Source organism: Psychrobacillus sp. NPDC096389, from assembly GCF_044762855.1.
Taxonomy (GTDB): Bacteria; Bacillota; Bacilli; order Bacillales_A; family Planococcaceae; genus Psychrobacillus.
Genome location: NZ_JBIWFB010000001.1, coordinates 681,928 through 702,395, shown reverse-complemented (window position 1 = coordinate 702,395; position 20,468 = coordinate 681,928). Strand labels below are relative to the sequence as shown.

The following is a 20,468-nucleotide window of genomic DNA, read 5'->3' as shown; positions in this document are numbered from 1 at the left end:
TTAATTGGCTCCTTTCCTTAGCGATTGCTTCAATATTTTTCCTGATGTATTTCGCGGAAGAGCATCTACTTGTTCAAACAGTTTTGGAATTTTATAGCTAGCAAGCTTGCCGCTTAAAAACGACTTGAGTTCGTCTGAATCGATGAAACGACTTCCTGCGTAAAAAACTTTAACAGTTTCTCCCCACTCTTCATGTGGGACTCCAATTACTGCCACTTCCGACAATTCATCATGCGTAATAATAACGTCCTCTATTTCTTTCGGATAAATATTCACTCCACCTGAAATTATTAAATCTTTTTTACGATCCACTATGAATATATAACCATCTTCATCGATTCTCGCAAGATCCCCTGTCTTTAACCAATCTCCGTCAAATGTGGCTTGGGTTGCTTCTTTATTTTTATAATAACCGAGCATCGTTCCCTCTCCGCGAAGATAAATTTCTCCAACTTCATCTACTTGAGTATCTTTCCCATCTGCATTTACAATACGAATTTCTGTAAATAGTGCTGCTCTTTTGCCGATACTGCCTGCTTTTGCCTCATGCTCATGTCCTAAGAGCAGCGTGCCGCTCGGACCAGCTTCTGTTAATCCGTATACACAAACAAGATTGTCCGTTTGGAATGCTTCTTTTACAAATTTTACTTCTCCACTGGAAAGTGGTGCTCCCCCATAAACCCACCATTTCATCGAAGTTAAATCTGTTTCTCTTATACTTGGATCTTTTCCTGTTAATAAATATGCAACGGGTGCTCCGAAAAAATGAGTCGTCTTTTCCGTTTGCACCGTTTTCAATAGAAGCTCCGGAGTAAATGTTGGCGTTAATACATGCGTTGCCCCTACAATCATGCCTGCCATTAAAAATAAATGGAGCGGAGCTGAATGGCTTAAAGGCATCATTAATAACAGTCTACTTTCTGGTTTCATCTCCATTTCAATACAGATCATTTTCGCCACTGTTAATATATTTCGATGGCTAAATAATACCCCTTTAGGTTGACCTGTTGTCCCAGAAGTATATAAAATCGTACAAGGTTCATCCTCTTTTGCTTGCGAGTAAGGTAAATCTTTTCCATCCGCTTCTACCTGTAGCTTTTCAAAGGATAGCCAACCTGGATATTCTTCTCCTGTCTTTATCAATAAATAAACACTATTTAAATGCACAACGCTCTGGAATAATAAATCATGTACAATTAACCCTTTGGCATCTGAGTTTTCCAATATATATTCAATTTCTGCTAATGTTGATTTTGCATTTATCGGTACAATGATCGCCTCTATACGATGTACTGCGAAATAAGTAACGATGAATTCTGGCACATTGGGCATAAATAAAACGATTTTATCACCTTTTGAAATGCCTTTATTCAACAATGCTTTTGCCAATTTCTCCACCTGTTCATTTAATACTTTATAAGTCAGACGTTGCCCCATGCCAATGACAGCTTCGTTTTCCGGATATTTTCTAGCGTTATTTTCTAAAATAGTAGATAGATTCATCTTTTACTTAATCCCCTTTATTTTAATTTCTCCGAAAATATTATGAGTAGTTTTTCCATTTCTTCTTTCATTTCCTCTAATTCTATTATTTTGTTTTCTATTTCATGAATGCGTTGCTTTCCATATTCAATCGTCCGTTTCAGTTGTTGTGTACCCGTTCTATCCTGGTCAAACAATAGTACCATTTCTTTAATTTCATCTAGTTGAAACCCAAATTGTTTCCCTCTTTGAATCAGTTTTAGTTTTACTAAGTCTGCAGGTCCATAAAACCTATGATTTCCTTCATTTCTAGTTGGCTTGAGTAATCCGATTTCCTCATAATATCGTATTGTGCGTGTCGTCACCCCAAACTCTTTCGCAACTTCTGAAATACTTTTCATACAGATCCCCACCCCTTTAGGATTCTATTTCCAGCTTACCATTTACGTTAACGTAAACTTCAATAGGTAAATTTGCAATAATTTTTTCAATGACAGAAAAAAGAAAACAGACACTAAACTATGAAGTCTAGTGTCTGCATATATTAAAGAGAATCTATAAATGTCTCTAATCGATTTAGCCCTTCGATGAGAATTGGCATAGCATAAGCATATGAAATCCGAATATATCCTTCGCCATAAGGTGTAAATGTACTACCCGGAACAACAGCAACGCCGCTTTCATGTAATAGCTTAGTCGCAAAATCAAATGAACTCAAGCCGTATTTTTCAATGGAAGGAAAAATATAAAATGCACCGTTCGGCTTTTCAACGGACAAGCCCATTTCTACTAAACGGTTATATACATAGTCACGTCTTTTCACATATTCCACATTCATTTCTTCAGGTGTATCTTTTGCATTCGTCAGTGCTTCGATTGCGGCGTATTGAGCCGGCAAGGACGCGCAAATAGAGTTATACGAATGCACTAACATTACTTGTTTCATAATAGTAGTTGGACCCATGACAAAACCAATTCTCCATCCCGTCATGGAATGGGATTTTGAAACACCATGTAAATAAAAAAGTTTTTCCCGAAGCTCTTTATATGAAGCGAGAGAGATATGGGATCCTGTAAACGTATTTTCACTATATATTTCATCTGTAAGAATATAAACATCTTTGTTTTGCAGCATCTGAGCTAGCTCATCCATTATTTCTTTTTGGATGACAACCCCTGTTGGATTAGAAGGATTATTAAATAGAATAGCTTTTGTTTTTTCTGTTATTAACTTTTCTAGTTCTTTAGCAGATGGCTGTAGTCCAGTTTTGGTTGTGTCTAAATAGACAACTTTTGCACCGCATAATTCAATGATCGGCACATATCCGGAATAGATTGGGGCTGGTAAAATAACCTCGTCCCCTTCTTCTAAAATAGTCCGGAAAATCGAATCTATTCCTTCACTAGCACCATTTGTAATAACCACTTCATGCTGTGGATCATACGAAAATCCATATTTAGTTATGAAAAAGTGACTAACAGCTTCCCGTAGTTCTAATAATCCTGCATTATGAGAATAGCCAGTTAAATCTTGTTCGATTGCACGTATTCCTGCCTCTTTTACAGAAATAGGTGTCGGAAAGTCAGGCTGTCCGATTGTTAAATTGATTGCATCAGGAAAATTCACCAATTGATTAGAAAACTGCCGAATACCTGGTACTTCAAGCGCTTTAGCACGCGGATTAATGCTTAAAGGCATAATTTGTCATCCTTCTTTCTGATTACTTAAAAAATCCTGGAAGCCACAGTGATAGACTTGGCACAAATGTAATAACGATTAAACAAATTATCATCGAAAATAAGAATGGGATTATAGCCATTACTATTTTTTCAAACTTTACATTCCCAACACTAGAGGCTACAAATAAATTTACACCAAGTGGTGGTGTGATAAATCCAATCGCCAAGTTTGCGACTAAAATAACGCCAAAATGAATTGGGTCAATTCCAACTGCTACAACAATCGGTAATAAAATAGGCGTTAAAATAACCAATGCAGAAATCGTATCGATGAACATACCTACTATTAAAAGAATAATATTAATTGCTATCAATATAACAATTGGATTAGTAGATAATTCCGATAAGAATAATGAAATATCATCCGGAACTCTTTCTAAAGTCATAAAATAGGCAAATGAAACAGAAAGCCCGATAATAATCATCGTTGTTGCATTAATAACAACCGCTTCACGGAAACATTCAAAAACCGATTTCCAAGTTAACTCTTTGTATACATATAAACCTACGATTAACGAATAAACTACCGCTACTACTGCTGCCTCTGTGGGCGAGAAAAATCCTCCGTAAATTCCACCTAAAATAATTACTGGAATTAGAAGTGCCCATTTTGCATCATATGTAGCTTTTAATACATCTTTAAATGAAAAAGTAGTATTTGTTTCTGATTTATAGCCACGTTTTTTGGCAATAAGATAAGCAGTAATCATCAAACCTATCCCTATCAATATTCCTGGTAGAATACCTGCCAAAAACATGCTTCCTACAGAAACACTACCAATAACTCCATATAATACGAAAGGAATGCTTGGTGGAATAATAACTCCAATAGACCCCGCTGATGCAGATACCGCAGCAGCGAATCCTCCGTCGTACTTTTTATTTTTCATTTCAGGAATCATAAATCCACCAATAGCCGCTACAGTCGCTGGACCAGAACCAGAAATCGCCGCGAAAAACATCGAAGCAACTACCGTTACTAATGAAAGGCCTCCAACGATCCATCCAACCATTGCAGCTGCCATATCAAGCAATCGCTTCGATACCCCACCTTTACTCATCAGCACCCCTGCTAACATGAAAAAGGGAATGGCTAACAATGGAAATGAATCTAAAGATGTAAATGCTTTTTGCGCAATGATCCCTAGAGGTAATGTAGAGCCAAAATAGATGGCAACAAGTGCAGATACCCCAAGTGAAATGGCAATTGGAACACCGATTAGTAAACAGATGAACAACGTACCAAATAATAATGCTACTGTCATACAATCATCTCCTCATCAGTCGGTTTCTCATAATTACCTTTCCATACCTCAATTAACTGAACGATTAATCGAATTGCCATGCCTGCTCCGCCAAGTGGAATCGCCAAAAATGCAATCCAAATTGGAATTTGCATAGCGGGAGCAAGTTGCCCATGTTTCAAACTACTTAACACAAGCTGTGTTCCAAATACTGCAAGAAATAACGCCATAATGAACCAGACGAGAATGGATAGCGTTTCTAATATTTGGCGGAACACGCCGTGGAAGCGTGTGATAAATGCTTCCACTCGTATATGCTGTCGTAATTTTACCGCATAACTTGCCCCAATCCATACTTGGAAAATATGAATATATCTCGCCAACTCCTCAGTCCAACTTGGAGCAGAATCAAAAACTTTTCTTCCAACTACTTGACCGAAAATTAGTGCTACCATAACCGCAAGTGACAAAACGAGTAGTATTTCTTCAAACTTTGAAAATTTCTTTAACACACTACTTCCCCCATCCTTTTTTCACCTGCTTATTTGTTGTTTGCATCCTTCGCCATATTTACTAGGTCTTCTCCGATTTCCGGTACATATTTATCATAAACTGTTTTCGTTGCTTCTCTAAATTCATTGCGTTGTTCATCTGTCAGTTCATTTACTTGCATTCCATTTTCTTTCAGATCATTTAAAAATTCCACATCTTGTTCTTGCGCAATTTTTCGTTGTTCTGTTCGGTACTCTTCTGATGCTCTCACTACAAGCTCTTGTAAATCCGTTGGTAAACTATTATAAAATTCATTATTCATCAATAAAATCGTTGCTGCGTATACGTGGCTTGTCAACGTTAAATAGTCTTGTACTTCATAAAACTTGTTTGTGTAATACAGCGAAATTGGTGATTCCATTGCATCATATGTTTTTTGCTGAAGTGCCGTATATAATTCACCAAATGCGAATGGTGATGCATTTGCACCGAACGCTTTAAACGTATCTGTGTGCACTGGATTTTCAAGTGTACGATATTTCAATCCTTTTAAATCCTCTGTCCCTTGAATTGGCCCATTATTATTAGACATATGACGGAAACCGTTTTCGGCAAACACAAGCCCTTTCAAATCATTGTTTTCCAGTTCCGCTAATAATTGTTTTCCAAGTTCTCCATCTAGTGCACGATATGCGGCTTCATTATTATCAAATAAAAACGGCAAGTCAAATACCATAAACTTTTTGTTAAATGATGCTAATGGTGCTACCGCTGGAATTGTCATTTCCACGTTTCCAAGTTGAACTGCTTCGATTGCTTCACGGTCAGATGGATATAGTTGTCCATTTGGATATAACTCTACTTTTAAGCGACCATCCGATTCTTTTTCAAGTGTTTCTTTATATGTCTTTGCAGCTAAGTGAGAAGATTGCTCCTCTGAAACTAAATAGGCAATACGAATTGTATATGCGTCTTGCTCTTCCCCTTTCACACTAGTTGAATTACTTGTTGGTCTTCCACATGCTGTAAGCGCTAACACAGTTACTAATAATAAAGCCACTAATTTTTTCATTTCTTTTCCTCCCCAGTATAGTAATTTAAAAATCTTCTTTCTACATTTTCTAGATGTAAGATCATTAGTTGTTTAGCTAGTTCTTTTTCTTGCTTTTGAAGCGCTTGGACAATTTTCACATGTTCCATGTAAGCGTCTTTTGCACTTACGGGCAATGTGTTGGACAGAAATAAAAAGGCTCTATTAACCCCCGTATTCATTTGGCTGATTAGATCAGCTAATTTTACATTGTCTCCAATGTTTGCAAGTTGTAAATGGAATGCACGATCGTAATCCATAAACGTATTGTACTGATTGGATTCAATTGCTTCTAATTGTCCTTCCAAGTTTTTATTTAATTCATACAGCACTTGATCAGATAGTCGATCCGCATTTTTTTCGATATTATGGATTTCTAATAATTTCCTGATTTCCATATAATGCAAAGCATTATCTTTCGTAAATGTTGCAACAGTGGCTGGCTTTGCTTTATTCATTTGAACAAGTCCCTCCGCTGCGAGTCGCTTCAAAGCTTCACGAATGGGAGTCCTACTAATCCCTAAATCGGTAGCCAACTTTTCTTCTGGTAACTCCTCTTGTTGTGCAAGTTTTCCTGCAATGATTGCATCTTTAATACTGTTAAAAGCTTGATCTGCAAGCGATTCTTTTTGCATAATTTTTTTCAAATTGAATCACTCCCTTCTGTATACTGTATACAAGCATAATATATTATGCTATTCTACTTGTAAATATAAATTTTAGAATCTTTTAAAAGTTAGGTGATTAAAAGTGATAATGGCAGAAATTATTCAACTTTTTGGAAATGAAAAAGTGAGTAAAAGCGAATCAGAGCTTTATCGACATAGCAGAGATGAATCCTCCCATCCTTATGTAGAACCAGATTTCGTTGTCTTTCCTGAAAATGTAGACGATGTAGTAAAAGTACTTCACTATGCAAATGAACAAGATATTGCAGTTACTCCATTTGGTGCAGGTTCTGGTTTGGAAGGACAGGCAATCCCCGTTCATAAAGGCATTTCTTTAAATTTCGACCGTATGAATAAAGTAATAGAGTTTTCGCCTGAAGATTTAATGATCACAGTAGAACCTGGAATCACTCGCCTTCAACTGAATGAATATGTGAATAAGTATGGGCTATACTTCCCGATTGATCCAGGTGCTGATGCATCCATTGGCGGAATGGTCGCAACAAATGCAAGCGGAACAACTGCAGTAAGATATGGTTCGATGCGCGATCAAGTACTCGATTTGGAAGTCGTTCTTGCAAACGGTAAAGTAATACATACAGGTTCAAAAGCCAAGAAATCCTCCTCTGGCTATCATTTGAACGGAATATTCACAGGATCCGAAGGTACACTCGGTGTTATAACAAAAATTACTGTGAAATTGCATGGCATTCCTGAAAAAGTATTAGCGGCACGTTGTACCTACCAAACACCTGGTGAGTGTGCCGAAGCAGCTCAAGTCGTTTTATCAAGCGGAATTCAAGTAATGCGCATGGAACTTGTGGATGCGGAAAGCATTAAGCAAGTCAATGAATATGGAGGTTATACATTCCCAGTAGAACACTCATTGTTTTTCGAGTTCGCCGGTGCCCCAAACATTGTAGAAGAAGAAGCGACGGTAGTAGAGGAACTAATGAACGAGTTAGGTTGCAATAACTGGGTGCGTGCTAATTCTTCTAAAGAAAGAGCAGATTTATGGAAAGCTAGACATGAAATGGCTTATGCCTATAAACACATTAAAGGTAAAGTATCAACAGGCTCTGATGCTTGCGTGCCTATTTCCAAATTAGCAGAAATGGTCGTTTTTGGTCGGAAATTAATAGAAGAAAGCGGACTGATTGGCGGTGTATTTGGCCATGTTGGCGATGGTAATTTCCACACTCTTGTTATGTATGATCCGAATGACCCGCTGGAAATAGAAAAAGCCGAATACACGAATGAACAAATTGCGCTAAAAGCTATTAAACTCGGCGGTACTTGTACAGGTGAGCACGGGGTTGGTTTAGGTAAGATGAAGTATCAAGTGACCGAGCACGGGGACGCGGTGGAATTGATGAAGTCCGTTAAAGTTTTGTTTGATCCGAAGGGGATATTGAATCCAGGGAAAATGTTTTATTGAGTATTTGAAGTTTTGCGCAATGTTTGACGGATTTCTCGCAACATTAAAGGCTGTCCAACACTTTTTGTTGAACAGCCTTTTTATTACTTTTTATTGTTTTAATTCGTCGCTTTCGTGGCTAAATTGCCATTCGATTCCGAACTTGTCTTTCAGTGCTCCGTAGGATTTGCTCCAAAATGTTTCTTGCAACTCCATAGTCACGGTTCCGCCTTCTTTTAGTGCTTCAAAAGCTGCTTGAATGTCTTCTTCATTTTTGCTAACGAACGCTAAGCTAATATTATTTCCTTGAATAAAAGGAGAACCTGGGAATGTATCCGAAAACATCACATTACTCCCGTTAATATTTAGTCGAGTGTGCATAACTAAATCTTTTGCTTCTTCTGGTAAAGCATAGTCTGGATGTTGAGGTGCCTCACCGAAAGTCATAATTTGTGGTTTTTCCGTTTTAAAAACTTCTGCATAAAACTCCGCAGCCTCGCGACAATTTCCATTAAAGTTAAGATAAATATCTACAGCCATTTGACACACTCCTCTTATTATCGAATTATTCATTCAATGGCGAATGACAATATAATTGTACCATTTGGTTTTTGAAAATAATATCTATAACTAAGACTACTTTCAACTAAAAAGGGAGCGAGAAATAAATCTCACTCCCATCTATTAGCTATTATTAATATACTTTATCCCCGTTGAAAATGGAGTTTTTTACGATTACGTAATCTACGTTACGAATTGCTTCTAATTTATTGCCACCTGCATATGAAATAGAAGATTGAAGATCTTGTTCCATTTCAGTAAGTGTATCTTGTAAAGAACCTTTATGCTCAACGAACATTTTCTTGCCTTCTACGTTTTTCTTTTCGCCTTTTTGGAATTCAGAAGCAGAACCGAAATATTCTTTATAACGTTTTCCGTCTTTTTCAATTGTATTACCTGGAGATTCCTCATGCCCTGCAAATAGTGAACCAATCATGACCATCGATGCACCAAAGCGTACGGATTTAGCGATATCACCATGTGTACGAATTCCACCGTCTGCAATAATCGGCTTGCTTGCCGCTTTTGCACACCAGCGTAGTGCAGCTAATTGCCAACCGCCAGTTCCGAATCCCGTTTTAATCTTCGTAATACATACTTTACCTGGTCCAATCCCTACTTTTGTAGCGTCAGCTCCGGCATTTTCTAGTTCTCTTACTGCTTCTGGAGTTCCTACATTTCCTGCGATAACAAAACTTTTCGGTAAATGCTTTTTAATATGTTGAATCATTGCAATTACTGCATTGGAATGACCATGTGCAATATCAATTGTGATAAAATCTGGTGTAATTTGTTCCGTTGCTAGTTGTTCAATAAATGCATATTCTTCTTCTTTAACACCTACGCTAATTGATGCGATTAATCCACGGGACTGCATATCTTTTGTAAAAGCGATACGTGTCTCTGGTTCAAAACGATGCATAATATAGAAGTAACCATTTTCTGCTAAGTAATTTGCAATTTTTTCGTCTATAATCGTCTGCATATTGGCAGGTACTACAGGCAACTTAAACTTATGCCCACCTAAAGTTACAGTTGTATCACATTCTGATCGGCTATTTACGATACATTTTGCCGGAATTAATTGAATATCTTCATAATCAAATACGTTTTCCATATTTCACACTCCAAAATACGAATATTAGTTTTAGGAAAAACAAAATTGTTCGTCCATTGGGTAATTTACAGCATTTTCAGTTGTATGTCAATCGATTACTGTTTGAAAATAAAAAAAGAGTCCATATAGACCCTTTTTATACGTTTGCTATATTAATAGAAATGCATTTGAAACACCTAGCGAATACCGAGAAGAAGTCCCCCTCTAATTGTTCATCATGTTAACATGTGTCTCGATTGCTTTTATTCTGTCTGCTAATTCCAGTACTGCTTGCATTAATTGTACTTGCTCTGTTTTTGTTATCGTTGTATGACGTTCCATCTCTTCCACTGATTTCTCTACTCTTTGTATGCTGTGATTCATTACTTTTACAAATTGTTCGGTCGACAGTTTTTTCATCTCCTTTCATTTAATTTCCATTGTAATTGACTTTTAAGTTATTTCAAATGTCGGAATTTAATATAAATTAAGAGAACGGTATTTTAGATTACAATATTTATTCAAAATGTCATTTTAAGCGCTTTTGGGTGATCAAATTTAAATTTTAGGTGTTTGATCTGCTTATACGTTCAAATATATACAATTAAAGTTAGCATGCCATCAAACATTTTCAGGTTCCATTAATATACTAGTAATATAACGGTGAAGGAGGAGAGTGTTATGTATTCAAATCCAATCGATCCAGAAGAGTTGGCTATGCGAAAAGATTTAGATGTCATTGCTTCTCTGAATATGATTGGAGAAGGAGGACCAGTCTACAACCTAGAAGAAGAAAAGGAAAATTCTATTGAAACTAATAACAAATCCTAATACTTTTGTGTTCTTCCCCACCACTCGTGGGGATTTTTTAATAGATTGAAATTAATATATTGAATTCCGCTGAATATTGTGATAAATTTATAAATGTCAAAATGAAGTGAATACTTCATATTTTTAATAAAATGATGATTTCCCTTCACAAAGGAGTTTGAGCTTTGGTATTACTAGATTTAATACGTGAACATTTTAAAGGTATGTCGAAAAGTCAAAAGAAAGTTGCGAACTACGTATTAGACCATCCGAATGACATTGCCTTATATGCTGCAGCAGAATTCGGTTCCAAGATTGGAGTTAGTGAATCCACTGTTATTCGCTTTTCGACTGCACTTGGTTTTTCTGGTTATACGGAACTACAAAAATTAGTTCGCGAGCAATTTTTTAAAGAAAGTAGTTTAACGAGTTATCAACAGTCGAAAATGGTTATTCCCAAAAATAACAGTTTCCATAAACAAGTAATGGAACAAGACCGGGAATCTATTTTAACGACAATGAATCAAATAGATGAACAGGCCTATCAGGCAGCCATCGGGCGTTTATCCAATGCGAAATCTGTCTATGTACTCGGTCTTCGATCTTCTTATTCGGCGGCTAATTGGCTTTCCTTTTCGTTAGGGTTAGTAAAAGAAAATGTCCATTTTATGAGACCTGATACAGAAGATGTTATCCGTACTATTACACAAATGGATGAGCATTCTGTAGTCATTATTATTTCATTCCATCGTTATTTAAAAGAAACGATTCAAATAGCCGGGCTTATACGAAACCAAAAGTCATATATTATAGGAATAAGTGACTCCATCTTAGCGCCAATCCATGCTTATAGTGATGTATTATTTCCTATTTATGCAGCAAACAAATCTACTTTAGATGCTGTCTCTCCCCTCTTTTCGTTTATGAATTCAATTGTTGCTGGTTTAATCGTGGAACAGAAAGAGGATTTCATGAAAAGGCAAGCGCTATATGAAACGATTCCGAGTCATTTTCTATTCGAGGAAGGAAAGGATCTATTATGAAACAAGCGTTATTAGATATAAAACCGACAGTGGAAGCAGTATTTCAACATCTTCATGCCAACCCTGAAATTAGCTGGAAAGAGTTTTTAACGACTGCCTATTTGAAAGATTTTCTTATCCAAGAAGGTTTCCAAGTCACCACTTTTGATGATTCTACCGGATTAGTTGTAACTATTGGAAGCGGGAAACCATGTGTTGGACTTCGAACAGATATGGACGCTCTTTGGCAAGAAGTGAATGGACAGTTTCAAGCCAATCATTCTTGCGGACATGACGCACATATGACGATGGCATTAGGGACGCTTCTTTTATTGAAAAAATTAGGCATTCCTAAAGAAGGTACATTAAAAGTATTATTTCAGCCAGCGGAGGAAAAAGGTACAGGCGCTCTTTCTTATATCAATAAAGGCTTAGTCGATGATATTGACTATTTGTACGGTGTGCATTTACGCCCAATTCAAGAAATTAGAAACGGTTTTGCTGCTCCAGCCATTTTGCACGGTGCTGCAAAATTAATTAGTGGAAAGATACATGGTATAGAAGCACATGGTGCTAGGCCACATCTTGGAGTTAATGCCATTGAGGTCGGTGCGCAAATGGTGCAAGCAATACAAGCGATATATCTTGATCCGATGATGTCTTATTCTGCAAAACTGACAAAATTCCAAGCTGGCGGGGAATCTGCTAATATTATTCCTGGTAACGCTGAGTTTAGTATCGATGCTAGGGCGCAATCAAATAGTGCAATGAATGAATTGATCACTAAAGTAGAGCACGCCATTAGTTCGGTTGCTACATTAAATAATATAACGATCGATTTTCAAATTGAAACAGAAATTGCGGCAGCTGAAGTGGATGATTCCGCTGTGGAATTGATGAAAAGGGCAATTATCGATACGATTGGTCAAAATTATTATACCCCTCCTATCGTTACACCAGGCGGAGAAGACTTTCATTTTTATACATTAAAAAGACCTCACATCAAGGCGACGATGCTTGGATTAGGATGCGATTTAACTCCAGGATTACATCATCCAGATATGACGTTTAACCAAGAAAGCATTATAACTGGCATTGAAATTCTAGCCCGTACGATCATTGGTACTTTTCGAACAAAGGAGTAAACTATATGAACCAAATTACGATGCGCGTGTTAAAAACAGTCGAAGAAATGCAACTCGTTCAACAGTTAGAGGAGATCGTGTGGGGTATGGGCGCAATTCCGGTCCATCAAACACTTACTGCAGTTAAAAATGGTGGATTAATCATCGGTGCATTTGACGATGAACAATTAGTTGGCTTTTCTTATGGTTTTGCTGGCTATCAAAACAAAGAAACATATTTATGCTCTCATATGCTTGGCATTCATCCAGATTACCAACTGCAAGGCATTGGCAAAAAATTAAAAGAAGAACAGCTTATCGTGGCAAAAGAGATGGGCTATAAACTGATTACATGGACATTCGATCCACTCGAAAGTCGCAATGCCTATTTAAATGTTTCCAAGCTTTATGGTATCGCAAATACGTATATTGAAAACTGCTACGGGGAAATGACAGGTGGGATTAACGCTGGGTTACCAACTGATCGTTTACAAATCGAATGGTGGATTGCAAGTGAACGTGTCGAGAAAAAATGGATGCCGAGCAATGTAAGTTACGACAATCCTTTTCAAACCGAATTGTCGGAGCAAAACCAACCTGTCTTAGTGGAACCCCATACATTTGAGCCAACTGGACAAGGATATGAAGTACCTGTTCCCAAGCAATTCCAAGAAATGAAAAAAGCAAGTCCTGAAACTGCATTGCAATGGCGTTTGCAAATTCGAAAAATTATTCAAACACTCTTTTCAAAAGGTTATGCACTCATTGCAGTTAGAAAAACGAATGAACCAGTGAACTACTATCAATTTGTGCAAAGAACGACTATTCCATTACAAACAAAGGAGAACTAATATGCTAATCAAAGAAATAACTATCCGCAAAATGAAAATGACAATGAAATTCCCTTTTTCAACGAGTTTTGGTACATTCCAAGATAAAGAGTTCCTGCTACTAGAAGTGACAGATGAGCTCGGAAACACAGGTTGGGGGGAATCCACTGCATTTCACTCTCCTTGGTATAACGAAGAGACACTCGAAACGAATTTACATATGATCCGTGATTTTCTAATCCCACTTGTATTAAATAAAGAAATTGCGCACCCAGACGAAGTTAATGAACTATTTGCTCCTCTTCGCAAAAATAATATGGCGAAAGCAACAGTGGAAGGCGCTATTTGGGACTTATACGCCAAACGCAATCAAATGACGTTGGCTCAAGCACTTGGTGGAACCGCTGAAAAAATTGAAGTCGGCATTAGTATCGGTATTCAAAAAAGCGCAGAAGATTTAATCGAATTAGTTCGTGGATATGTAGCGGAAGGTTATAAACGGATGAAGGTGAAAATAAAACCGGGCTTTGATGTGAATGTAATAAAAGCACTTCGAGAAGCATTTCCAGAAATTCCATTAATGGCAGATGCCAACTCTGCCTATACATTAGATGATATCGACGTTTTAAAACAATTGGATGAATTCAATTTGACGATGATTGAACAACCCTTAGCTTCGGATGATATTATCGATCACGCAAAATTACAAAAAGAATTAAAAACGCCTATTTGTTTGGATGAAAGCATTCATTCATTAGAAGATGCTCGCAAAGCAATTGAGCTTGGTAGTACAAAAATTATTAATATTAAAATCGGGCGTGTTGGCGGCTTAACTGAGTCGAAAAAAATTCATGACTACTGTATGGAACATGACATTCCTGTATGGTGTGGCGGCATGTTAGAGTCGGGAATTGGACGTGCTCATAATGTAGCATTAACAACACTTCCGAACTTTATCTTACCTGGTGATACCGCTGGTTCTTCTCGCTATTGGGAGGAAGATGTCATTACACCTGAAGTAGTAGCAGAAGATGGTTATATTACAGTTCCTACAAATTATGGTATTGGATATGAGCCGAATATTGAAGTAATGAATCGTTACACTATAGATACATTTTACTTTAAAGGATAAATGAATAAGCGCCCTTTCCTTTCTTATAGATTGGGCGCTTTACGTCATAAATATTCAGAATAATTAAATAACGGGGAGTTCAAATATATGAAAAAGAGTTTACAAATTGGTTCGGCATTTATCGGGATTATCGTAGGGGCGGGTTTTGCTTCTGGGCAAGAAATTTTACAGTTTTTCTCTAGTTTCGGTTATGTCGGGATTGCAGGTTCAGCCATTGCTGCTGTTCTTTTTGCTTTCTTGGGTATGAATTTAACGCAATTAGGAAGCAGACTTCAAACGACCTCTCATAAAGATGTTATTTATCATATTTGTGGTCGGTATTTAGGTGCTTTTGTAGATATTATCATTACGTTTTTCTTATTTGGTGTAACAGTAGTAATGTTCTCCGGTGCTGGTGCAATTTTTGAAGAACAATTTGGATTGCCAGCAATTGTAGGTAGTCTATTTATGGCAGTAGTTACAATCGCCACAGTGACATTAAATGTACAAAAAGTAATTAGTTTGATTAGTGCGGTTACTCCGTTTTTATTAGTCATGGTAGTAATAATTGCTGGATATTCTTTGTTCCATTTCGATCCCTCTTCTATCGATATGGAGACGGCCGTTGCCAAAACGTCCCCTGCTGCTTCTAATTGGATCATGGGTTCCTTACTCTATGTATCTTATAATATCGCAGCCGGTGTAGCGATGATCACAGTAATTGGTGGTACGGTGAAAGACCAAAAAGTGGCAGGACGCGGAGGAATTATTGGTGGGCTTGGATTAGGTTTACTCATTTTACTTATTAATATTTCGATGTTAACACAGATGGATAAAATTGCAGAAGTTGCAATGCCAATGATCACACTTTCCAATGAAATGCATCCGGTTGTTGGGTATATTATGGCCATTGTTCTAATTGGGATGATTTATAACACAGCGGTAGCGATGCTGTATGCATTTTCTGCACGTATCGTGAAACCAGAGAAATCTTCGTTTAAAGTATTTACGATTCTATTTGGTGCAATTGCATTTATTGCTAGTTTCCTAGGTTTTGTGAAGCTTGTCGGGACAGTATATCCAATTACAGGATATTTAGGTTTCCTACTTATCGCTGCGATTATTGTTTCTTGGTTTGTATATAAACGAAAAGGTGCGAGTGTTTAATAGGTAGAAGGATAGTATAAATAAAAATGAGTTTTAATCTAGAGGTGATTCGCTCCTCTTCGCGAACCTTTTCCAACTATCCACTCATGTCTGGCGTAATCTCAGCGTATACTCTAAATAATATCAAAATATCTACAAACCCATCAGAAAACAAAAGGAGCTCAATATATGAAAAAAAGCCTTCAAATCGGATCCGCTTTTATAGGGATTGTCGTTGGGGCAGGCTTTGTATCAGGACAAGAAATATTGTTATTTTTCACGAGTTATGGTTATCTAGGTATTGCGGGTTCGATTCTTGCAACTATTTTATTTGCCTTTCTCGGGATGAATTTAACACAACTTGGTAGTCGCTTACAAACGACTTCGCATAAGAAGGTCATTTATCATATTTGTGGTCCGTATTTAGGTTTTGTTATCGATATGGTTATTACCTGTTTGTTATTTGGCATAACCATTATTATGATTGCTGGAGCAGGTGTTGTTTTTGAAGAGCAGTTTGGGTTATCTACTTTGGTTGGTAGTTTAATAATGGCAATACTTACGATTATCAGCGTAACATTAAATGTTCAAAAAGTAATTGGATTAATCGGGGCCATCACTCCATTTCTATTAGTAATTGTTTTGATTATAGCAGCCTATTCAGTGTTCTATTATGATTCGAGCGTAGATTATAAAACGGTGAGCGCAGGAACAACTCCCCCAGTCTCTCATTGGGGTCTTAGTGCATTATTATACGTTTCTTATAATATTGCTGCAGGTGTAGCGATGATTACAGTTATAGCTGGTACCGTTAAAAACCAAAAAGTGGCTGGCTGGGGTGGAATTTTAGGTGGATTTGGACTAGGTTTACTTATTTTACTTATGAATATTTCGATGCTCACACAAATTGATGAGATTAAAAATACATCGTTGCCAATGGTCACTTTAGCAAATAATATGCATCCTATTGTTGGCTTTTTTATGGCAGTCGTGCTTATCGGCATGATTTATAACACAGCTGTAGCGATGCTGTATGCATTTTGCGCTCGTATTGTAAAACCAGGAAAAACTTCTTTTAAAGCATTTACTTTATTTTCAGGTACTATTGCCTTTTTCGCTAGCTCATTAGGATTCGTTTATCTTATCGGAACGATATACCCCGTGACTGGCTACTTAGGAATTTTGCTCATGGCGGCAATAATCGTATCTTGGTTTACATATCGAAGAAAAGTGGTGGGGACATAAATTGTCTCCACCACTTTTTTTCCGGTCAATTATAAGCAATGAAGTTAGAATTCGATGCAGTTTGATTCTGCAGTTTGTTTTCCAATCCATTTACTTTTGCGATTAAATCTTGTAGTAGAGTATTATTCTCTACATTTTCCAATTTCTCCGTTAGCAATTTAACTTTTGTTAATTTCTGCACTATTTTGGCTTTTTCACCATTCTCGAATGATTTTTCTAAACTGTTTAGCGCCATATAAATACTTATTGGCAACGCTAATTCTGCACGTTTTACTTCTGCCGGAACTTTATATGTCTCCAAAAGGTTTTGGCGATTATCTTTCCCATTTACTTTATAAAATAGAGAAGTTCCCTTTTTCAGCTCTTTAGAAAGTAGATGGTAATTGCCTTCTAATGCTTCCCAGTCCTTATTGGCCTTGGTAGTTTCAATCGATGCTAGAAGTGGGAGTATTGTATTTTTCCCATAAGCATCTGCAGTTTCATATGAGATAGACGACTTTTTACTAATATTTTTGTCTTCACTATTGTTTTTGACTTTATTATCATATTTTTCTTTCCATTGTTTATCATTTTTCTGGAAATTTATATCCCTGTGTTTACCATGATGCTTCTCCATTTTTTGGTACGATTGCTTCCAATCCTTCGATTGTCCTTTTTCATGCCAATGGGCGCTACCTATTAAAGGGCCGCCAAATATAGAGGCCGATAGCAGAGCTGTTGCAGCAGTTACTTTTATGCAGTTTTTCTTCATACAAAAATTCCTCCTCTTTCTTTTAGAAAGTAAGCACTCACTTCTGTAATGTAAGATTTACTTGCTATTTTTAAGCGTAGATATTAATACACGCTTGTCTACTAAATACCCCAAAAATTTTATACGAAACAGTTACTAAATAAAGAGACCCATTCACTATAAAAGCGAACAGGTCTCCATCTTTTATTATTTTTTTACGTCTACAATTCTACCTTCAGTTTCATTGTTTACTGTTTTCAATGATTGTAATTGTTCTTGAAGGTTTTCCCAATCTGATAGACCTAGATCAGTTACGCGACCTTCTTGGTAAGCTTTTTTGAATAAGTCATATCCATCTCCACCTTGTACAGCAGTGAATGCGTTTGTTGCTACTACATACTTTTCATTATCTTTGAGATCTACATATGAACCGTCTGCAGCTTTATATTTAACCGAAACTACTCGTTGTCCAGATGGCTTAGAAGAATCAAATTCCACTTTTGCACCAGCAACGTGTAAGAAACCACCATTTTCACCAGGATATGATTTAAAGCTAATTTCGAATGCAGCTTTTATTTCTGCTCCTGTAAGTTCCATCGTTGCTAATGTGTTACCGAAAGGAAGTACTGTAATAACATCTCCTACAGTGATTGGACCAGCTTTAATCTCTGCACGGATTCCTCCACCATTTTGGAATGCCATTACTACTTTATCATTGTAAGTTTTGGCTTTTGCAAGCATTCCATCTGTAATAATATTTCCTAATGCTGTTTCGTTTTTACGTACACTTGGTTCTGAATCATTATTTGCACGTGGGTTTTCAAGCTCCGCTTCTGCAACTACACCAATTTCTTGTTTGTTGATTTCATTGACTTTAGGTGAATATTTCTTCAATAGTTCTGCAGCTGCTGGGTCTGCTACTTGATCTTTAATAGCGATTAGTTTACCAGCATGTCCGATTACTTCGCCTTTACTATCGAAGTCCACATCCAATGTACCTAGGAAATCACTATATTGATAAGCTTGTACGATAACAGTTGGTGCTTTTTCTGCACCATTTTTATCTTTAGTTACTACTACAGGTTTGTCTAATTGCGTATGGCTATGTCCTCCTACAATTACGTCGATTCCACTTACTGCGGCTGCTAGTAATAAATCGTTATCGTACGTAGGGTTATCATCATAACCAATATGCGTTACAGCTACGACTTTATTAACTCCTTGTTTTTCAAACTCATCTACCATTGTTTGAGCTGCTTTTATATAGTCGGAGAATGTAACATCTTTCGGGCTAGAAATATCTGCAGTTTCCGCAGTTGTAAGACCAAATAAACCGATTTTTTGTCCATCTACTTCTTTAATAATTCCGCTATAAATTTGACCATTTTTAGGATCAGTAGTTATGTTTGCATTAAACAAGCCTTGTAGATTGACATCTTTGGAGAAATCTACGTTCGAACTAACAAATGGGAAATTCGATTTTTTGATAAATTCGCTTAATGCTTTATGCCCTTCTTCACTAGAACCAAGGTCGAATTCATGGTTACCGAACGTCATAACATCATAATCCATTAAATTCATCAGTTCTACATCTGCTTGTCCTTTAAATTCATTGAAATATAGAGTTCCAGAAAATACATCCCCTGCATCGATTAATAGTGCAGATGGTTTTTCAGCTCTTACTTCTTTAATCGCAGTTAAACGCTTTGGAGCTTGTTCAGTGCGGGCATGTGTATCATTGACATGCATTAAAGATAATGAAAAATCGACATCAATAGAAGATGCATATAATTTCTCTAAGTAGCTTTTAAGTTCTTTTATAGCAGGTAAAGTTGACTCACTTGGAAGTTTCTCCAAAAGAGGTAAGGTAGCGTTTACAATTTCCTGTGCTTCTTCTTTTTTACCCTCTGCAAAGAGTGCGGCCGCTTTATTTGCATTCATATAAACAGTTACTGGAACAGCTAGTGCATCCCGTTTTTTATTTGCAGGAGTTTTATACTGTTCTAGTAATAGATCACGAGGCGCCTTCCCTGTAAAGCGATATAAAATAGCAGTTCTCGTTTTTAGTTGAGTAGATAGTTTATGATACGCTTTTTCAATCGCCGCCCAATCTTTATTGGACTCTGCTTGTTTTAGTTCTTTCATGATTGGATCCAAATATTTATCAGCATAGTTATATGCATCAATATAAGGAACTAGTCCTTTTGTAACTCGTTCTTGATATAACTCATCTAAATTCTTAAGTAAAATATCTTTATTTTTTGCATCAGATTTCGTAATTGCTTCTTTTGCTTTTTCATAATTTGCTTTTGCTGTGTTTAATGCAGCGTATGCCTCTGCACTTGTAACTAGTTTTCCTGATTGTGCAGGTGTTACATAGGAATATGATGCATTTTTGATGTCTTTTCTTGCATTGTCTACTACCTCTTGTAGTGAACTATTTGCAAATGAAACACCTGAACCAGTAAATAATGATGTTGCGATTACTGCAGCAACCGCTGATTTTTTTACCTTACTATTTTTCATGTCCTACCTCCTGTAAAATGTTAGAATAACTAAACTTCCTAGTGATTTTTGCTTAATTTTTCTCACTATTTCAAACTTAACTCAAACTCATAGAAACTTCAAGATAATATTCTGATAGTTTTAGATAAATAATA

The 20,468-nt window shown here is 36.8% G+C and carries 20 protein-coding genes; 8 read left to right on the top strand and 12 right to left on the bottom strand.

The annotated features are described in order from the left end of the window. From ACIQ38_RS03320 to ACIQ38_RS03290, 7 genes are all read right to left on the bottom strand, one after another. Positions 1–1,503 carry a class I adenylate-forming enzyme family protein gene (locus ACIQ38_RS03320; protein WP_402817937.1) on the bottom strand — a complete coding sequence of 501 codons (1,503 nt, stop codon included), beginning with the start codon at positions 1,501–1,503 and terminating at the stop codon, positions 1–3. Positions 1,504–1,520: 17 nt separating this feature from the next. Then, positions 1,521–1,883, bottom strand: coding sequence for a MerR family transcriptional regulator (locus ACIQ38_RS03315; protein WP_402817934.1), 363 nt, complete (start codon positions 1,881–1,883; stop codon positions 1,521–1,523). A gap of 143 nt (positions 1,884–2,026) precedes the next feature. Next, positions 2,027–3,181 carry an aminotransferase class I/II-fold pyridoxal phosphate-dependent enzyme gene (locus tag ACIQ38_RS03310; protein WP_402817931.1) on the bottom strand — a complete coding sequence of 385 codons (1,155 nt, stop codon included), beginning with the start codon at positions 3,179–3,181 and terminating at the stop codon, positions 2,027–2,029. 22 nt (positions 3,182–3,203) lie between these two features. Further along, positions 3,204–4,487, bottom strand: coding sequence for a TRAP transporter large permease (locus ACIQ38_RS03305; RefSeq protein ID WP_402817927.1), 1,284 nt, complete (start codon positions 4,485–4,487; stop codon positions 3,204–3,206). After that, on the bottom strand, positions 4,484–4,978 hold the full coding sequence (locus ACIQ38_RS03300) for a TRAP transporter small permease (RefSeq protein WP_402817924.1): 495 nt from the start codon (positions 4,976–4,978) through the stop codon (positions 4,484–4,486). Before ACIQ38_RS03300 ends, ACIQ38_RS03305 begins: the two co-directional genes overlap by 4 nt. Before the next feature lie 29 nt (positions 4,979–5,007). Beyond that, complete coding sequence (locus tag ACIQ38_RS03295) at positions 5,008–6,030, bottom strand: DctP family TRAP transporter solute-binding subunit (protein ID WP_402817921.1); 1,023 nt, start codon at positions 6,028–6,030, stop codon at positions 5,008–5,010. After that, a complete protein-coding gene (locus ACIQ38_RS03290; protein ID WP_402817918.1) occupies positions 6,027–6,695 on the bottom strand; it encodes a GntR family transcriptional regulator in 669 nt (222 codons plus the stop codon). The genes ACIQ38_RS03295 and ACIQ38_RS03290 overlap by 4 nt, the downstream gene beginning before the upstream one ends. A gap of 109 nt (positions 6,696–6,804) precedes the next feature. Here ACIQ38_RS03290 and ACIQ38_RS03285 point away from each other — a divergent pair, with 109 nt between their 5' ends. Beyond that, positions 6,805–8,154: an FAD-binding oxidoreductase gene (locus tag ACIQ38_RS03285; protein WP_402817915.1), complete on the top strand. Its 1,350-nt coding sequence runs from the start codon at positions 6,805–6,807 to the stop codon at positions 8,152–8,154. 90 nt (positions 8,155–8,244) lie between these two features. On the opposite strand, the gene ACIQ38_RS03280 is transcribed toward ACIQ38_RS03285, so the two are convergent. From ACIQ38_RS03280 to ACIQ38_RS03270, 3 genes are all read right to left on the bottom strand, one after another. Beyond that, positions 8,245–8,673: a VOC family protein gene (locus ACIQ38_RS03280; protein ID WP_402817912.1), complete on the bottom strand. Its 429-nt coding sequence runs from the start codon at positions 8,671–8,673 to the stop codon at positions 8,245–8,247. A 154-nt stretch (positions 8,674–8,827) separates the two neighbouring features. After that, positions 8,828–9,811: a GMP reductase gene (guaC, locus tag ACIQ38_RS03275; RefSeq protein WP_402817909.1), complete on the bottom strand. Its 984-nt coding sequence runs from the start codon at positions 9,809–9,811 to the stop codon at positions 8,828–8,830. 204 nt (positions 9,812–10,015) lie between these two features. After that, positions 10,016–10,210 (bottom strand): hypothetical protein, encoded by a 195-nt coding sequence (locus tag ACIQ38_RS03270; protein ID WP_402817906.1) that lies wholly within the window; start codon positions 10,208–10,210, stop codon positions 10,016–10,018. A gap of 261 nt (positions 10,211–10,471) precedes the next feature. On the opposite strand from ACIQ38_RS03270, the gene ACIQ38_RS03265 reads away from it, so the two are divergent. From ACIQ38_RS03265 to ACIQ38_RS03235, 7 genes are all read left to right on the top strand, one after another. Beyond that, positions 10,472–10,621 (top strand): hypothetical protein, encoded by a 150-nt coding sequence (locus ACIQ38_RS03265; protein ID WP_402817903.1) that lies wholly within the window; start codon positions 10,472–10,474, stop codon positions 10,619–10,621. A 164-nt stretch (positions 10,622–10,785) separates the two neighbouring features. Next, the gene (locus tag ACIQ38_RS03260; protein ID WP_402817900.1) at positions 10,786–11,643 is read left to right on the top strand and encodes a MurR/RpiR family transcriptional regulator; all 858 of its coding nucleotides are present in this window, start codon (positions 10,786–10,788) and stop codon (positions 11,641–11,643) included. After that, positions 11,640–12,767 carry a M20 peptidase aminoacylase family protein gene (locus ACIQ38_RS03255; protein ID WP_402817897.1) on the top strand — a complete coding sequence of 376 codons (1,128 nt, stop codon included), beginning with the start codon at positions 11,640–11,642 and terminating at the stop codon, positions 12,765–12,767. Before ACIQ38_RS03260 ends, ACIQ38_RS03255 begins: the two co-directional genes overlap by 4 nt. A gap of 5 nt (positions 12,768–12,772) precedes the next feature. Next, complete coding sequence (locus tag ACIQ38_RS03250) at positions 12,773–13,597, top strand: GNAT family N-acetyltransferase (protein ID WP_402817894.1); 825 nt, start codon at positions 12,773–12,775, stop codon at positions 13,595–13,597. A 1-nt stretch (position 13,598) separates the two neighbouring features. Next, complete coding sequence (menC, locus tag ACIQ38_RS03245) at positions 13,599–14,708, top strand: o-succinylbenzoate synthase (protein ID WP_402817891.1); 1,110 nt, start codon at positions 13,599–13,601, stop codon at positions 14,706–14,708. Between the two features lie 87 nt (positions 14,709–14,795). Then, positions 14,796–15,854: a YkvI family membrane protein gene (locus ACIQ38_RS03240; RefSeq protein ID WP_402817888.1), complete on the top strand. Its 1,059-nt coding sequence runs from the start codon at positions 14,796–14,798 to the stop codon at positions 15,852–15,854. Between the two features lie 168 nt (positions 15,855–16,022). Continuing rightward, the gene (locus ACIQ38_RS03235; RefSeq protein ID WP_402817885.1) at positions 16,023–17,078 is read left to right on the top strand and encodes a YkvI family membrane protein; all 1,056 of its coding nucleotides are present in this window, start codon (positions 16,023–16,025) and stop codon (positions 17,076–17,078) included. Between the two features lie 25 nt (positions 17,079–17,103). Here ACIQ38_RS03235 and ACIQ38_RS03230 read toward each other — a convergent pair whose 3' ends face one another. Continuing rightward, positions 17,104–17,829 (bottom strand): hypothetical protein, encoded by a 726-nt coding sequence (locus ACIQ38_RS03230; protein WP_402817882.1) that lies wholly within the window; start codon positions 17,827–17,829, stop codon positions 17,104–17,106. A gap of 186 nt (positions 17,830–18,015) precedes the next feature. Continuing rightward, the gene (locus ACIQ38_RS03225) at positions 18,016–20,334 is read right to left on the bottom strand and encodes a 5'-nucleotidase C-terminal domain-containing protein (protein ID WP_402817879.1); all 2,319 of its coding nucleotides are present in this window, start codon (positions 20,332–20,334) and stop codon (positions 18,016–18,018) included. Positions 20,335–20,468: the final 134 nt, after the last annotated feature.

Coding starts and splice junctions, on each gene's coding strand:
- ACIQ38_RS03320 (WP_402817937.1), bottom strand. CDS start 1,503: ATGAATCTATCTACTATTTTAGAAAATAACGCTAGAAAATATCCGGAA.
- ACIQ38_RS03315 (WP_402817934.1), bottom strand. CDS start 1,883: ATGAAAAGTATTTCAGAAGTTGCGAAAGAGTTTGGGGTGACGACACGC.
- ACIQ38_RS03310 (WP_402817931.1), bottom strand. CDS start 3,181: ATGCCTTTAAGCATTAATCCGCGTGCTAAAGCGCTTGAAGTACCAGGT.
- ACIQ38_RS03305 (WP_402817927.1), bottom strand. CDS start 4,487: ATGACAGTAGCATTATTATTTGGTACGTTGTTCATCTGTTTACTAATC.
- ACIQ38_RS03295 (WP_402817921.1), bottom strand. CDS start 6,030: ATGAAAAAATTAGTGGCTTTATTATTAGTAACTGTGTTAGCGCTTACA.
- ACIQ38_RS03285 (WP_402817915.1), top strand. CDS start 6,805: ATGGCAGAAATTATTCAACTTTTTGGAAATGAAAAAGTGAGTAAAAGC.
- ACIQ38_RS03280 (WP_402817912.1), bottom strand. CDS start 8,673: ATGGCTGTAGATATTTATCTTAACTTTAATGGAAATTGTCGCGAGGCT.
- guaC (WP_402817909.1), bottom strand. CDS start 9,811: ATGGAAAACGTATTTGATTATGAAGATATTCAATTAATTCCGGCAAAA.
- ACIQ38_RS03270 (WP_402817906.1), bottom strand. CDS start 10,210: ATGAAAAAACTGTCGACCGAACAATTTGTAAAAGTAATGAATCACAGC.
- ACIQ38_RS03265 (WP_402817903.1), top strand. CDS start 10,472: ATGTATTCAAATCCAATCGATCCAGAAGAGTTGGCTATGCGAAAAGAT.
- ACIQ38_RS03255 (WP_402817897.1), top strand. CDS start 11,640: ATGAAACAAGCGTTATTAGATATAAAACCGACAGTGGAAGCAGTATTT.
- ACIQ38_RS03250 (WP_402817894.1), top strand. CDS start 12,773: ATGAACCAAATTACGATGCGCGTGTTAAAAACAGTCGAAGAAATGCAA.
- menC (WP_402817891.1), top strand. CDS start 13,599: ATGCTAATCAAAGAAATAACTATCCGCAAAATGAAAATGACAATGAAA.
- ACIQ38_RS03240 (WP_402817888.1), top strand. CDS start 14,796: ATGAAAAAGAGTTTACAAATTGGTTCGGCATTTATCGGGATTATCGTA.
- ACIQ38_RS03235 (WP_402817885.1), top strand. CDS start 16,023: ATGAAAAAAAGCCTTCAAATCGGATCCGCTTTTATAGGGATTGTCGTT.
- ACIQ38_RS03230 (WP_402817882.1), bottom strand. CDS start 17,829: ATGAAGAAAAACTGCATAAAAGTAACTGCTGCAACAGCTCTGCTATCG.
- ACIQ38_RS03225 (WP_402817879.1), bottom strand. CDS start 20,334: ATGAAAAATAGTAAGGTAAAAAAATCAGCGGTTGCTGCAGTAATCGCA.